Origin of the sequence: Bacillus sp. EB600 (genome assembly GCF_024494385.1) — a bacterium.
GTDB lineage: Bacteria > Bacillota > Bacilli > Bacillales > Cytobacillaceae > JAEVLT01.
Genome location: NZ_JAEVLT010000002.1, coordinates 67,869 through 82,006, shown reverse-complemented (window position 1 = coordinate 82,006; position 14,138 = coordinate 67,869). Strand labels below are relative to the sequence as shown.

10 protein-coding genes and 1 other annotated feature are annotated in these 14,138 nt (G+C 40.0%); of the genes, 8 read left to right on the top strand and 2 right to left on the bottom strand.

The genetic code is table 11. The annotated features are described in order from the left end of the window. Positions 1 to 9: 9 nt before the first annotated feature. A complete protein-coding gene (spoVB, locus tag JN080_RS03085) occupies positions 10 to 1,572 on the bottom strand; it encodes a stage V sporulation protein B (protein ID WP_256234437.1) in 1,563 nt (520 codons plus the stop codon). An 89-nt stretch (positions 1,573 to 1,661) separates the two neighbouring features. Here spoVB and JN080_RS03080 point away from each other — a divergent pair, with 89 nt between their 5' ends. From JN080_RS03080 to dtd, 6 genes are all read left to right on the top strand, one after another. Continuing rightward, the gene (locus tag JN080_RS03080) at positions 1,662 to 1,988 is read left to right on the top strand and encodes a post-transcriptional regulator (RefSeq protein ID WP_256234436.1); all 327 of its coding nucleotides are present in this window, start codon (positions 1,662 to 1,664) and stop codon (positions 1,986 to 1,988) included. 113 nt (positions 1,989 to 2,101) lie between these two features. After that, the gene (gene secDF / locus JN080_RS03075; RefSeq protein WP_256234435.1) at positions 2,102 to 4,366 is read left to right on the top strand and encodes a protein translocase subunit SecDF; all 2,265 of its coding nucleotides are present in this window, start codon (positions 2,102 to 2,104) and stop codon (positions 4,364 to 4,366) included. Between the two features lie 193 nt (positions 4,367 to 4,559). Beyond that, positions 4,560 to 6,923: a single-stranded-DNA-specific exonuclease RecJ gene (recJ, locus tag JN080_RS03070; RefSeq protein WP_256234434.1), complete on the top strand. Its 2,364-nt coding sequence runs from the start codon at positions 4,560 to 4,562 to the stop codon at positions 6,921 to 6,923. After that, positions 6,914 to 7,426 carry an adenine phosphoribosyltransferase gene (locus JN080_RS03065; protein ID WP_256234433.1) on the top strand — a complete coding sequence of 171 codons (513 nt, stop codon included), beginning with the start codon at positions 6,914 to 6,916 and terminating at the stop codon, positions 7,424 to 7,426. The genes recJ and JN080_RS03065 overlap by 10 nt, the downstream gene beginning before the upstream one ends. A gap of 324 nt (positions 7,427 to 7,750) precedes the next feature. After that, complete coding sequence (locus tag JN080_RS03060) at positions 7,751 to 9,946, top strand: RelA/SpoT family protein (protein WP_256234432.1); 2,196 nt, start codon at positions 7,751 to 7,753, stop codon at positions 9,944 to 9,946. 16 nt (positions 9,947 to 9,962) lie between these two features. Beyond that, complete coding sequence (gene dtd, locus JN080_RS03055) at positions 9,963 to 10,403, top strand: D-aminoacyl-tRNA deacylase (protein ID WP_256234431.1); 441 nt, start codon at positions 9,963 to 9,965, stop codon at positions 10,401 to 10,403. A 222-nt stretch (positions 10,404 to 10,625) separates the two neighbouring features. Here dtd and JN080_RS03050 read toward each other — a convergent pair whose 3' ends face one another. After that, complete coding sequence (locus JN080_RS03050) at positions 10,626 to 12,164, bottom strand: N-acetylmuramoyl-L-alanine amidase family protein (protein ID WP_256234430.1); 1,539 nt, start codon at positions 12,162 to 12,164, stop codon at positions 10,626 to 10,628. Between the two features lie 94 nt (positions 12,165 to 12,258). Between JN080_RS03050 and JN080_RS03045 the strand changes: the two genes are divergently transcribed. Next, complete coding sequence (locus tag JN080_RS03045) at positions 12,259 to 12,507, top strand: hypothetical protein (protein WP_256234708.1); 249 nt, start codon at positions 12,259 to 12,261, stop codon at positions 12,505 to 12,507. Between the two features lie 49 nt (positions 12,508 to 12,556). Next, positions 12,557 to 12,798: a binding site (T-box leader), on the top strand. A 65-nt stretch (positions 12,799 to 12,863) separates the two neighbouring features. Next, on the top strand, positions 12,864 to 14,135 hold the full coding sequence (hisS, locus tag JN080_RS03040) for a histidine--tRNA ligase (protein ID WP_256234429.1): 1,272 nt from the start codon (positions 12,864 to 12,866) through the stop codon (positions 14,133 to 14,135). The last annotated feature ends 3 nt before the right edge of the window (positions 14,136 to 14,138 follow it).

Sequence of the window (14,138 nt, the reverse complement as noted above, 5' to 3'; positions counted from 1 at the left end):
CTTTTTTAGTCACCAGAGAGCCAGCTTTGATAAGAGGCTGCCTATATATGGGATCCGTTCTAGGTCGTCTTTTTTAAGGAGCCCGATCAACAGGAGTAATCCCAAATAGGAAACTGTCATACATGTGGTTGATGCTAAGACGCGAACCACCAGATGCTCATTAATGAGGGTGTTGCTGAAAATCCAGTAACCAAGCCAGCCAGAAGCACCCATGACCAGAAAGGCTTTAAGATAGTCTAGTATGTAAAAAGAAAAGGAAATTCTTTTTAACACAGTTGCAAAATGTAAGATTGTAACCAACACAAACCCAACCATGATGCCTAAGGCTGCTCCAGTAATTCCGAAGGAGGGCTGGGAGGCAAGTAGAAAGATAACAGCCGTTTTAACAACAGCACCGATCAAACTATTGATCATTGCTGCCCTCGCCAGATTTAAAGCCTGCAGGACAGCCTGCAGGGGACCTTGATAATAGTAAAATAAGAAAAATGGAGCCATCAGACGAATGAAGAAAGCGCCTTTTGTCGAGTTATACATAAGCTGCATTAAAGGATCGGCCAGCACGTAGAGAACAATAACAGCTAGTCCTCCTGTTAAAAATGCAAATCGCAGTGCCTGCTGAAGTCGGTATTCAATTAATTGATAGTTTTTCCGCGAATTAGCCTCACTAATGGCCGGCACCAGCGAAGTAGCTAATGAATAGGTGACGAAGGAGGGCAGCATTAATAATGGAAGGGCATATCCTGTTAATGCACCATACTGCTTCGTTGCCGCTACAGCAGCAACCCCTGCAATGGCTAGACTATGCGAAACCACAATCGGCTCAAAAAACCACGCAACGGATCCAATTAGCCTGCTTCCTGTAGTGGGAATGGCAATTTCCATCAATTCGTTAAATGTTTTTTTTCCTGAATGGATGGATTGGAAAAAATGCTTACGGAGCTTAAAACGCTTTTTTATTTTAAAAGTAGTTATTAAGTATACTAGTGAAACAAGTTCTCCGATAACCGAGGAGACCATTGCAGCAGCTGCTGCATACTCAATCCCATATGGAATGAAGGCTTTGGTCAAAACGGCAATTAGGGTAATTCGAACCACCTGCTCTAAAATTTGCGAGTTAGCGGCAGGACGCATATTTTGTCTCCCTTGAAAGTAACCTCGCAATACAGAAGATACTGCAATAATTGGCACGACAGGGGCAATCGCGATGAGTGGATAGTAGGTTCTTTGGTCTGTAAACAGTGACTCTGATAAAAAAGGTGCCAGTAAAATCAAGGCAGGTGTAAAAATAAGTGACAGGCCTAATGTGGTGGCAAGTGAGACAACAAGAATTTTTTTAATTTCAGCTTGATTGCCCTTTGCCTCAGCCTCGGCTATATTTTTACTAATGGCAACGGGAAGTCCAAGCTGCGTAATGGTGACGACAAGAATAAAAGTAGGAAAAGCCATCATGTATAGTCCAACGCCCTCTTCGCCAATACTCCGGGCAATAACAATTCGGTTAATAAAGCCCAAAATCCTAGTAATGAACCCTGCTAGTAATAGAATAAAAGTTCCTTTTAAAAACTTTGACATTCAACTTCCCTCCTTCTCAAAAAAGAAGAATTCATATACAATTATCTATATGCAACGAGATGGACAAAGCATGACAAGGAGGAGAATATTTGATTTTGATTCCAGGGGAGGCAAGCAGTGTGGAAATAGAAAATAACTATGAATTTTTTCGCAGTCAAGTAGGGCCTGCATTACAAAGTAAACTTGAGGAATTTCGGTTACTTGATTATAAGGCAATTTCAGAACCGGAGCTATGGGACTTCCTTCTTAAGAAGAAATGGAAAAAAGCAACTGGAGAGATCAAATTACACCAAGTGATTCAGGATATTTTGTCAGTAAAAGTAAGTGATTATATAAGTTTTGCAACAATAGAGGCATACAAAGCCACTGAGTTTTCGTTAAATGACGAGGAAGACTGGAAACAGCTCCTTAAATAGGACCTTATTTTTCTATGGGAAATTGACAGCTATTCCAACTTATTTCATAATGAAAACAATGACCTTTAGTATTTAAAGGCTTTGGCTTTTAGCCTAAGGAGGAACTGTACATAATGGTAAAACGCAGTAGAATTGTTGCCTTCATCCTGATTTTATTACTTCTTGGAAGCTTGATGGGGACAACCACAAAAAACATTTTAAACAATTTGAAGCTTGGGTTAGACCTTCAAGGCGGTTTTGAAGTATTATACGAGGTTCATCCTGCTAAGAAAGGACAAAAAATTGACAAAGATGTGTTGGCAAGTACCGCAAAGGCACTTGACAAACGGATTAATGTTCTGGGTGTCAGTGAACCTAGCATCCAAATCGAAGGAAACAACCGGATTCGTGTTCAGTTAGCGGGTGTTACTGACCAGAGTAAAGCCCGGGAAATTTTATCGACTCAAGCCAATTTAACCTTTCGAGATGCAAACGACCGCTTGATGATGGATGGAACGGACTTGGTTCAAGGCGGGGCAAAGCAAACATTTGATGAAAACGGGAAACCAAGCGTTTCCTTAAAGTTAAAAAGCGCTAGTAAATTCCAAAAAGTAACCAAGGACATTGTTGGTATGACCCCAAATAACTTTCTCGTTATTTGGCTTGATTTTGTCGAAGGGAAGGATTCCTTTAAAAATGAAATAACCAAGAAGAATCCTAAGTATTTATCGGCACCAACGGTTAAAGAGGTTTTTACCCAGGATTCGGTTTCAATTGTTGGTAATTTCACTGCAACAGAAGCTCAAACCTTGGCTTCCCTGTTAAATGCAGGGGCACTCCCAGTTCAATTGAAGGAAGTTTACTCTACATCAGTCGGAGCAAAATTTGGTGCACAGGCATTAAATGAAACAGTCATTGCCGGTCTCATTGGTGTATTTATTATCTATTTATTCATGCTCGTTTATTATCGTTTTCCAGGATTTATTGCTTGTGTTTCGTTAAGTATTTACATTTATTTAGTCTTGCTGATATTTGATTGGATGAACGGGGTGTTAACGCTGCCGGGAATTGCCGCGATTATCCTCGGGGTCGGGATGGCTGTTGATGCGAATATCATTACCTATGAGCGGATTAAAGAAGAATTGAAGGTAGGTAAATCGCTCAAATCAGCATTCCAAGCGGGAGAAAAGAATGCATTTTCTGCGATTCTGGACTCCAACTTAACAACCCTTTTGACAGCAGCGGTATTGTTTTTCTATGGGACAAGTTCTGTAAAAGGGTTTGCTACCATGTTGATTGTCAGTATCTTAATGAGCTTTTTAACGGCTGTTTACGGATCACGTCTACTGCTTGGACTTTGGGTTCATAGCCGTGTCTTAAACAAAAAGCCAGGTTGGTTTGGTGTTAAAAAAGCGAATATTCACAGCCTAGATGAAAATGTTGATACACTTGATCTTAAAACCAGATTTGACAAGATTGATTTTATGAAGCATCGAAAGAAATTTTTTACATTATCTGGAGTGCTGCTTGCACTTGGATTAGTATTGCTGATAATTTTCAAGCTTAATCTTGCGATTGATTTTTCTAGTGGTACAAGGGTCGAAGTGCTGTCTAATACACCGCTCACCACTCAGCAGATTCAAGGCACGTTCAATAAGCTTCATCTAAAAACAGAGGATATCGTTATCTCAGGAAATAAAAAGAATATTGGGGCAGCCCGCTTAAAAGGGGTATTGACGAAAAACGAGATTGCTAACCTTAAGAGTACGTTTAGTAAAGAATACGGTTCAGAGCCTAACGTTAGTACCGTTTCACCAACAATCGGAAAAGAGCTTGCTAAAAATGCACTCATTGCTTTACTGATAGCCTCTATCGGAATCATTATTTATGTAACGATTCGCTTTGAATTGCCAATGGCGATTGCCGCAATCGCTTCTTTACTCCATGATGCATTCTTTATGATAGCTTTCTTTAGTATCACGAGGCTGGAAGTGGATTTAAACTTTATTGCTGCCGTGCTCACCATCGTTGGTTATTCTATTAATGATACAATTGTTACCTTTGACCGGATGCGTGAGAACATGCATAAGAAAAAACGACTTAAAACATTCCAGGATATTTTGGATGTTGTCAATGTCAGTATCCGTCAAACATTAACACGGTCCTTGAACACAGTCTTTACTGTGTTGATATGTGTTGTTGCTTTATTGATCTTTGGAAGCGAGTCAATTCGCAACTTCTCAATTGCCTTGCTTGTTGGTCTTTTGGTGGGTGTTTATTCCTCTGTCTTTATCGCCGCTTCGCTTTGGGTGGTCATGAAAGGCAAGGAGCTTAAAAAGAAAGGTGTTATCAGAACTGTTAAAGAAAAACGAAAATATTCTGATCAGCCGCAAGTATAACCGCAGGATTCCTGCGGTTTTTCTTTTGAAATCAAGTAGTGCTGACTGATTTCCAGGCCTGGGGAAAGCCCGAACACGGGAATCAAGGTGGTATTTTCTCTTTTGTGCAAGAATCGAAACAATTTCCAAAATAATTGATTATTTGAAAGCGAAACTCCGCTCCTGTATAATAAAAAAGTTAAGGGGTGAACGTATGTTAAAGTCAAAAACTAGATGGATTGTACGCACAACTGACCAACAAAAAATCGAAACACTTGTTAATGATATGAAAATTACACCTCTTGTTGCGTCGATGCTTGTCAATCGTGACCTTGATACCGTAGATGCAGCACGGTATTTTTTATATGGAAAAGATCAATTTCATGATCCGTTTTTATTTAAGGAAATGGGCATTGCGGTTGATCGTATTCAGCAGGCAATTAAAAACCAGGAACCGATTCTAATCTTCGGTGATTATGACGCGGACGGTGTCAGCAGTACAACCTTGTTGATGATAACACTCCGTGAATTAGGAGCAAATGTTCAATTTTATATTCCTAATCGATTTAGAGAAGGCTACGGCCCTAATGAACAGGCTTTTCGTCAAGCGGCCGAGGATGGAATCAAGTTAATTATTACCGTGGATACAGGGATTGCTGCTGTCAACGAAGCAAATGTTGCAAAAGAGCTTGGCCTTGATTTAATTATAACGGACCATCATGAACTTGGACCTGTACTCCCGGAAGCTTTTGCAATCATTCACCCAAAACTCCCGGATAGCGAATATCCTTTTCGTGAGCTTGCTGGTGTTGGCGTAGCTTTTAAGCTTGCCCAAGCCCTATATGGTGAGGTTCCGGAACATTTACTGGAAATAGCCGTAATTGGAACGATTGCTGATTTAGTTTCCTTAACAGGAGAAAATCGACTGATCGCCAGAAAAGGTTTAGAAAAGCTTAGAATAACAAAAAATATTGGTCTCAAAGCCATTTTTAAACGCGCTGGCGTCGACCATAAGTCCATAAACGAAGAAACAATAGGATATACGCTTGCACCAAGAATTAATGCTGTAGGCCGCCTTGAGGATGCCGATCTGGCTGTTCAACTGTTGCTGACAGATGATCCAGATGAGGCGCAGGCCCTTGCAGAGGAAGTAGAAGGCTTAAATAAAACGAGGCAATCAATCGTCAACTCCATAACAGAAGAAGCGATCGAAGAGGTTGAAAAGAACTTTCCAGTCGAGGATAACAAGGTATTGGTTATCGGCAGGGAGGGATGGAATCCAGGTGTGATTGGGATTGTAGCATCAAGACTTGTAGAAAAATATTATCGTCCAACGATTGTATTAAGCTATGATCTTGAGAAAGGCCTGGCAAAAGGTTCAGCAAGAAGTATCGCTGGATATGATCTGTTTAAAAATTTGTCCACCTGCCGTGAACTTCTTCCCCACTTTGGCGGGCACCCGATGGCAGCAGGAATGACCTTGAAATTAGACGACGTGAACGATCTGCGTTCCCGGTTGAATCAACTTGCTAGTGAGCAATTAACCGAGGAGGACTATATCCCGGTCACTTGGCTTGATTCTGAAATCCAGCTTGAAACAATTGATTTAGGAACACTTGATCAAATAAACCTCCTCTCTCCGTTTGGAGTGGATAACCCAAAGCCAAAAGTATTGGTTGAAGGTGCCAAAATAGCAAACATGAGGAAAATTGGCAGCGAACAGAATCATCTGAAGATCACAATTGAACAAAGTGGTTCAAGCCTTGATGGTGTAGGGTTTGGATTAGGATCACTAGCAGATCACATTTCACCAATCGAAAAGATTTCATTAATTGGTGAACTAGCTATTAATGAGTGGAATAATGTTCGCAAGCCGCAAATTTTTGTACAGGATGTTGCTGTGAAATCATGGCAGTTATTTGATTATCGAGGTGGTAGTCGCTTAAAGAATCTTCGTTCAATGGTACCTGAAGAAAACCGCCAATGGATTTTTTTCGATAGTGAACATTACGAAAAGTTCACATCGCGCGGCAACAAGGATGCCATTCTAATCAATGCTAAGGAAAATGCTGAATCTGTGGATATTTCCAATGCAAACATTATATTTGTTGACCTTCCGCCTTCAAAGGACATCATTTGTCAGTTAATAAAAGGCAAAAAGCCTGCCCGAATTTATGCGTGTTTTTTCAAAAAATCAAGTGATTTCCTAAGCACTTTTCCAACACGTGATCATTTTAAATGGTATTATGCACTCCTTTTACAGCAAGGAACTATTAATTTGACTAAATATGGTGATGTGATCGCCAAAAAACGCGGATGGTCCAAAGAGACGATTTTCTTTATGTCAAAGGTGTTTTATGAATTGGAGTTTGTTACAATAAACAATGGACTAATTACTTTAACAAGACAAGCGCAAAAGCGCGATTTAACTGACTCAACGACTTATCGATTAAAACAGGAACAATATTCGCTTGAAAATGAATTGCTGTTTTCTTCCTTTCAGCAATTAAAAAACTGGTTCAATCAATATCTGGAAGTGTCAGTTATGAATGAGGAGGTAATAAAGGAATGGACTTAAAACAATTTATTACGATTGTGCCAGACTATCCAAAACCGGGAATTGAATTTAAAGATATTACCACTCTTATGGATAATGGTGAAGCATTTAAATATGCTACCGACCAGATTGTCAGTTATGCTAAAGAAAGACAGATTGACTTGGTTGTCGGTCCTGAAGCTCGCGGCTTTATTATTGGCTGCCCTGTGGCATATGCCCTTGAAGTTGGTTTTGCTCCTGTTCGTAAGGAAGGAAAGCTTCCTCGCGAAACCATTAAAGTAAACTATGGCTTAGAGTATGGAACGGATGTTTTAACCATCCATAAAGACGCAATTAAGCCTGGACAGCGTGTGCTTATTACTGATGATCTCTTAGCAACAGGTGGCACTATTGGGGCAACGATTAAATTAGTTGAGGAGTTAGGCGGAGTAGTTGCCGGGATTGCCTTCTTAATTGAACTGTCTTACCTGGAAGGAAGAAAAAATCTTGATGGCTATGATGTTTTAACACTGTTGGAATTTTAGTAGTAAAGTGAGGGCGCTCGGAAGCAGAGTGCTCTCATTTTTTAAAACTGTTTAGCTTCACTAGAGTAAGCTTCGGACACTGCTGCTTTTCGATCAATAATCATGAAAATTAGACATTTTTCGACAAGATTGCTACTATTCGTATAAAAAAAGAGGTAATCCCTTTACATCTGAGCATTTTTTTTCGATAATAATAACAATCATTCTAATTTTAATATAAAATTATAAGTACCTTCTTCGAAATGAAAAGTGCGGATAACCTTTTTTCGGAGCAGTTAATCATAGAATGAAATTTAAATAACGAAATGAATAAAAGGTGATTTCATGGCGAATGATCAAATGTTAACCGCCGAACAAGTCATCGACAAGACAAGAGCCTATTTAAATGATGAGAATGTTGAATTAGTAAAAAAGGCATATGAATTTGCTAAGGATGCTCATCGTGAACAATATCGAAAATCGGGTGAACCTTATATCATTCATCCCATTCAGGTAGCAGGAATTCTTGCAGATCTGGAAATGGATCCTGCTACGGTTGCTGCGGGTTTTCTTCATGACGTTGTCGAGGATACCAGCGTTACATTAAAGGATTTAGCGTCAGTCTTCAATGAAGAAGTGGCCATGCTTGTCGATGGTGTAACGAAGTTAGGGAAAATTAAATATAAATCCCACGAGGAACAGCAGGCAGAAAACCATCGGAAAATGTTTATTGCGATGGCACAGGACATTCGAGTTATCCTGATAAAGCTTGCCGACCGGCTCCATAATATGAGGACATTAAAGCATTTACCTGTTGAAAAACAACGGCGCATTGCAAACGAAACACTGGAAATTTTTGCGCCTCTTGCTCACCGTCTTGGTATTTCCAAAATTAAATGGGAATTAGAGGATATCGCATTAAGATATTTAAATCCACAGCAATATTATCGGATTGTAAACTTAATGAAGAGAAAGCGTGCAGAGCGTGAACAATATTTAGATGATGTCATTGCTGAAGTCCGTGGCAGGATGCAGGAAGTGTCCATCAAAGCAGATATTTCTGGACGACCAAAACATATTTATAGTATTTACCGTAAAATGGTGCTGCAAAATAAACAATTCAGTGAAATTTACGATTTACTAGCTGTTCGCATCGTTGTGAATAGCATTAAAGATTGCTATGCCGTGTTAGGGATTATTCATACTTGCTGGAAGCCAATGCCGGGACGGTTTAAAGACTACATTGCGATGCCAAAGCCGAATATGTACCAATCCCTCCACACAACTGTTATCGGGCCAAAGGGTGATCCACTGGAAGTGCAAATTCGTACATTTGAAATGCATCGTATTGCTGAATTCGGGGTTGCCGCCCATTGGGCTTACAAGGAAGGTAAGTCACTGGAAGACGGCAATGAATTTGAGGAAAAGCTAACCTGGTTCAGAGAAATTCTTGAATTTCAAAACGACATTGCTAATGCAGAAGAGTTCATGGAGTCGCTAAAAATCGATTTATTTTCGGACATGGTATTTATTTTTACTCCTAAAGGGGATGTAATTGAATTGCCAGCCGGTTCTGTTCCAATTGATTTTGCGTATCGGATTCACTCGGAAATAGGAAATAAGACGATTGGAGCAAAAGTAAATGGAAAAATGGTGACCCTTGATTACAAGCTTAAAACGGGGGATATCATCGAAATTTTGACGTCCAAGCATTCCTATGGGCCAAGCCAGGATTGGTTAAAGCTCGCGCAAACTTCGCAGGCAAAAAATAAAATCCGTGCATTCTTTAAAAAGCAGCGGCGTGAAGAAAATATCGACAAAGGAAGAGAATTAGTCGAAAAAGAAATTCGGTCGATGGAGTTTGATGCAAAAGAAATTCTAACGCTTGAAAACCTTAAGAAGGTTGCCGGTAAATTTAATTTTACAAATGAAGATGATATGTTCGCCGCCGTTGGCTATAACGGGGTAACAGCACTTCAGGTAGCCAATCGTTTAACTGAGAAATGGCGTAAAAAGCGCGATCAAGAACAATCAGATAACATTGCCACTAAAATTTCTGATTTAAAGTCATTTCCTTCGTCTAAAAAGCGTGAATCCGGAGTCCGTGTCTCAGGAATTGACAATTTGTTAATTCGTCTTTCTAAATGCTGTAATCCTGTCCCCGGTGATGAAATTGTTGGTTTTATCACGAAAGGCAGGGGGGTTTCTGTACACAGATCAGACTGTACAAATATTGATTCAACCGATGCCCAATCTAGACTTATCCCAGTTGAATGGGAGACAGGGCTGAATGACCGCAAGGAATATAATGTTGATATTGAGATAACCGGCTATGATAGGCGCGGGTTATTAAATTCAGTCCTTCAAGCTGTCAATGAAGTAAAAACAAACATTTCAGCAGTTTCAGGGAAAACAGATCGTAATAAAATGGCTACCATCAATATGTCAATCGCAATTCATAATGTCAGTCATTTGCAAAAGGTTGTTGAGCGGATTAAACAAATACCTGATATTTATTCTGTCCGCAGAATGATGAATTAGTTAAAGGAGTCTAGCAATGCGAGTAGTGGTGCAACGAAGTAAGGCTGCAAGTGTAACGGTTGCCGGAGAAGTACTTGGCCAAATCAGCAATGGATTAGTCCTCTTAGTTGGCGTTACCCACGATGATAACGAGGAAGATGCTGCCTATTTAGCTGATAAAATTGTTAACCTTCGTATCTTTGAAGACAAAGCAGAAAAAATGAATCTGTCTTTACTTGATGTCGGAGGACAAATCCTATCCGTTTCCCAGTTTACTTTATACGGTGACTGCCGTAAGGGGAGACGGCCTAATTTTACGGAGGCTGCAAAACCGGAGCAGGCTGTGAAAATTTATGATGCTTTCAATCGAATGATCCGGGAAAAAGGTGTTCATGTTGAAACCGGCCGGTTCGGAGCAATGATGGATGTAGCCTTAGTAAATGATGGTCCTGTTACGGTGATTGTCGAAAGTAAATGAATAGAAAGTCTGACACTCTTTTTAGGTGTCAGGCTTTTTTTATGGCTTTAAATACCATGATTTGGCAAAATGCTCATATCTACTTTAAAATGGTTCATAATCTTTGGAAAATAGTTCATAACTAGTTGAAAATGGTTCATATTTTCCCAAAAATGGTTCATATCAAATTTTAAAAGGGAAGCTGCTAAAAAAAACCATTAAATCAGGTCAAATTAACCTGTTTCAATGGTCCATAAAATAGCGGGCGAGTCCCAAAAAGATACCGGTTGCGGCACTTTCCTGAAATTGCCCGGAATTTAGCTTCATCTCTTCCTCAGGGTTGCTTAAATAGCCTAGCTCGAGTAGAGCCGCATTTTGACTATTTTCACGGATTACATGGTAGTCCCCAACCCGTACACCCCGGCCGTTTAGCCTCGTCTGATTATGAACAGATGAATAAAGTGAATCAGCCAATTGTTTTTGATCGGAATGGTAATAATAGCCTGTCATCCCCCTGGTGTTCCAGTCTAAACTGCTGTCGTAATGCAAACTGACAAAAGCATCTGCCTGCCGTGAACTTGCAAAATTAACTCGTGAGGAAAGAGAGATATAATTATCGCCGTTTCTCGTTAACAACACGTTTGCCCCCGCGGCTTTTAATTTTGCAAAAACTAGATTTGCCGTTCTATAGGTTAGATTTTTTTCAAAAGTTCCCCCTGGTCCAGTCGTACCGTTATCCTGTCCGCCATGCCCTGGGTCAATCACAATTGTTTTGTTGTTAAGATAGCTCTGAATACCTGGTTTTTCAATCCGGGGAGCAGATCCGTCAATTGATACCATCCATCCTGCAATATAGCCGTTCGTACCGTCTTTAAGCTTGATTTGATACCATTCGTTTTCAATTTTTGCAATCGGGAAGTGATCACCATTGTTTGCATGATCGACCACATCAGATTGTAAATTTGGCTTATTTCGGATATTTGTTCCATCCTCAAGAATTGTAATTTTGCTTTCTTGTACAGCTTGTCCTGCTGTAGTGTGATGAGGGGTATCCTTATCGAGATACCAGCTAGCAATCCAGCCAAATGTTCCTGGACTATATTCAATTTTTGTCCAATTATCTATCTCTGCTAATATAGGAAAACTTTGATCTTTATTTACAGTTCCCACTATATTTGAAGTCAAGGACGCGTTTTTTCGGATATACAAACCATTGGCCGTTACCATTCCCACTATTCCTTTGGACGCGGTAGTGGCATCAGAGGTTTTTTTAACTTGATCATTGCCGTCCGTGTCAACGAATTGTGAGTTTACCCATGCTGTTTGGTTAGAAAAGCTTATTTCATACCAATCTTCATTTCTGGTAAGGATTGCTACTTCCTGTTGTTTATGTAAGTGACCAATGATTTGAAAACTCGTTCCCGGACCGGAGCGAACTCTGATATTATTTGTGTTTGCTATGGCATTGGAGTATTCCGTATCACCCGAATTTTTCGAGCCCTTGCTTTTATTTTCCTTTAAGAGCCAATTAGCTACCCAGCCTTTTTGACCGTTTGAAAGTAACAGCTGACTCCATTCATTCTTCTCTTTTATAACAGAGTACTTTTCTCCACTTTTCACTTGTTTTATAAGCGGGTAGCTTAAGCCCGGACCTTCACGAACGTTTATGGAGTTAGATGTAATGGTAACAGAGCGGTTTGCAGCAATTAGCCCAGGCTGGGTCTGAAAAGCAGGGAATAATAATGACATGCATAACAAAACAAGGGCTAATTTTTTCCCCATTCTTCTTCCCCCTTTAAAGTTTCACTAGTTTTTATTTTATCTTATATAGACTTGAAAATCATTCCTATGTTTTACAGATATCCGGGAACTTTCTATGAAAGCCTGTAAGTTTATCCGGGCAAATGGGCACAATATGGATGAAAAGAGAGATGGGATGGTGAAATGGATGAGATCGAGTGAAAAGGGAATGAATGCACATTCAGCTGAAAGCCGTCTTTTTGGAGTTGATTTTCATGATATAATTCAAAAAGAGCAGCAATCCTCTGCTTATGAACTTGCGTCTGAATTTGGGTTATCATTAGGAGACGTGAAAAAATTAAAAAAGCATTTAGAGAGATCTTGACATTCTCTCATTTGCTTCGTATTATTATATAATTAAAATAACTTTATGATGTAAACCTATGATGGAGCATAGTAGTTAAGTGATACACATGGTTAGAGAGGAAATGCCCTAGGCTGGAAGCATTTCTGCATGCTGGCTTAATGAATTGAACACTCCGAAGGCTTCCCTCTGAAAAAGCTTGACTCTAGTAGGAGGAGAACGTAACCAGGCGTTAACGGAAAGAGCGGAAGTGCAGGATGATCAGCACTTCAACTAGGGTGGCACCACGGGATAATAACTCTCGTCCCTTGTTTTTAAAACAAGGGATGGGAGTTTTTTTGTTGTGTTATATATTTTTAAGGAGGAAGGAAGCCTATATGTCTATCAGCATCCCAAGAGGTACTCAAGACATTCTGCCAGGTGAAGTGGAAAAGTGGCAGTTGATTGAATCTAAAGCAAGAGAGCTTTGCGAAAAGTATCAATATCATGAAATCCGCACCCCTATTTTTGAACATACAGAACTGTTTTTACGGGGAGTGGGAGACACAACCGATATTGTCCAAAAAGAAATGTATACATTTAAAGACCGCGGTGATCGTGATTTAACTTTAAGGCCAGAAGGAACCGCATCAACAGTAAGAGCTTTTGTTGATAAAAAAATGTTTGGCAATGCGAATCAACCTGTAAAGCTTTATTATATGGGACCGATGTTTCGCTATGAGCGCCCGCAAGCCGGCCGATTTCGTCAATTTGTTCAATTTGGAATTGAGGCCTTAGGCAGCAATGATCCTGCGATTGATGCAGAGGTTATTTCGCTTGCAGTTAACCTTTATAAAGAAATGGGGCTTAAGAAACTTAAGCTTGTTATTAATAGTTTAGGCGATAAGGAGAGCAGGCACGCTCACCGCGAAGCGCTTGTTCGCCACTTTCAACCGCGGATCGGTGAATTTTGTAATGATTGTCAAAAAAGATTGGACAAAAATCCGTTGAGAATTCTTGATTGTAAACAGGATCATGATCACGAATTGATGAAGACAGCTCCGTCAATTATTGATTATTTGAATGACTACTCAAAAAGCTACTTTGATAAGCTTCAGCAGTATTTACAACTTTTAACGATTCCGTTCGAGGTAGATCCAAACCTTGTCCGCGGATTAGATTACTACAACCATACTGCATTTGAAATTATGAGTGATGCAGAAGGCTTTGGTGCCATCACGACCCTTTGCGGCGGCGGACGCTACAATGGCTTGGTTGAAGAAATCGGCGGTCCGGAAACACCAGGAATCGGCTTTGCCTTAAGTATTGAGAGATTCATTGCCGCTCTTAATGCCGAAGGAATTGAACTAAATACGAATCAAGGAATTGACTGTTACTTAGTTTCTCTTGGCGAAGAAGCAAAGGATTATACGGTTGGATTACTGCAAGAGCTGCGTATGGCTGGCTTTTCGGCGGAAAGGGACTATTTGGATCGGAAAATAAAGGCTCAGTTTAAAGCTGCCGACCGTCTAAAGGCAAAATATGTGGCTGTTCTTGGTGAAGATGAATTACAAAATAATAAGATCAATTTAAAAAACATGTCAACAGGTGAACAAGTAGAAATTGAACTAGCTTTATTTATAAAATATTTTCAGGAATTGCAAGTATAAGAG

What these genes read in the sequence shown, in the direction of transcription:
- spoVB (WP_256234437.1), bottom strand. Translation starts at nt 1,572, where the DNA reads ATGTCAAAGTTTTTAAAAGGAACTTTTATTCTATTACTAGCAGGGTTC.
- secDF (WP_256234435.1), top strand. Translation starts at nt 2,102, where the DNA reads ATGGTAAAACGCAGTAGAATTGTTGCCTTCATCCTGATTTTATTACTT.
- recJ (WP_256234434.1), top strand. Translation starts at nt 4,560, where the DNA reads ATGTTAAAGTCAAAAACTAGATGGATTGTACGCACAACTGACCAACAA.
- JN080_RS03065 (WP_256234433.1), top strand. Translation starts at nt 6,914, where the DNA reads ATGGACTTAAAACAATTTATTACGATTGTGCCAGACTATCCAAAACCG.
- JN080_RS03060 (WP_256234432.1), top strand. Translation starts at nt 7,751, where the DNA reads ATGGCGAATGATCAAATGTTAACCGCCGAACAAGTCATCGACAAGACA.
- dtd (WP_256234431.1), top strand. Translation starts at nt 9,963, where the DNA reads ATGCGAGTAGTGGTGCAACGAAGTAAGGCTGCAAGTGTAACGGTTGCC.
- JN080_RS03050 (WP_256234430.1), bottom strand. Translation starts at nt 12,164, where the DNA reads ATGGGGAAAAAATTAGCCCTTGTTTTGTTATGCATGTCATTATTATTC.
- JN080_RS03045 (WP_256234708.1), top strand. Translation starts at nt 12,259, where the DNA reads ATGAAAGCCTGTAAGTTTATCCGGGCAAATGGGCACAATATGGATGAA.
- hisS (WP_256234429.1), top strand. Translation starts at nt 12,864, where the DNA reads ATGTCTATCAGCATCCCAAGAGGTACTCAAGACATTCTGCCAGGTGAA.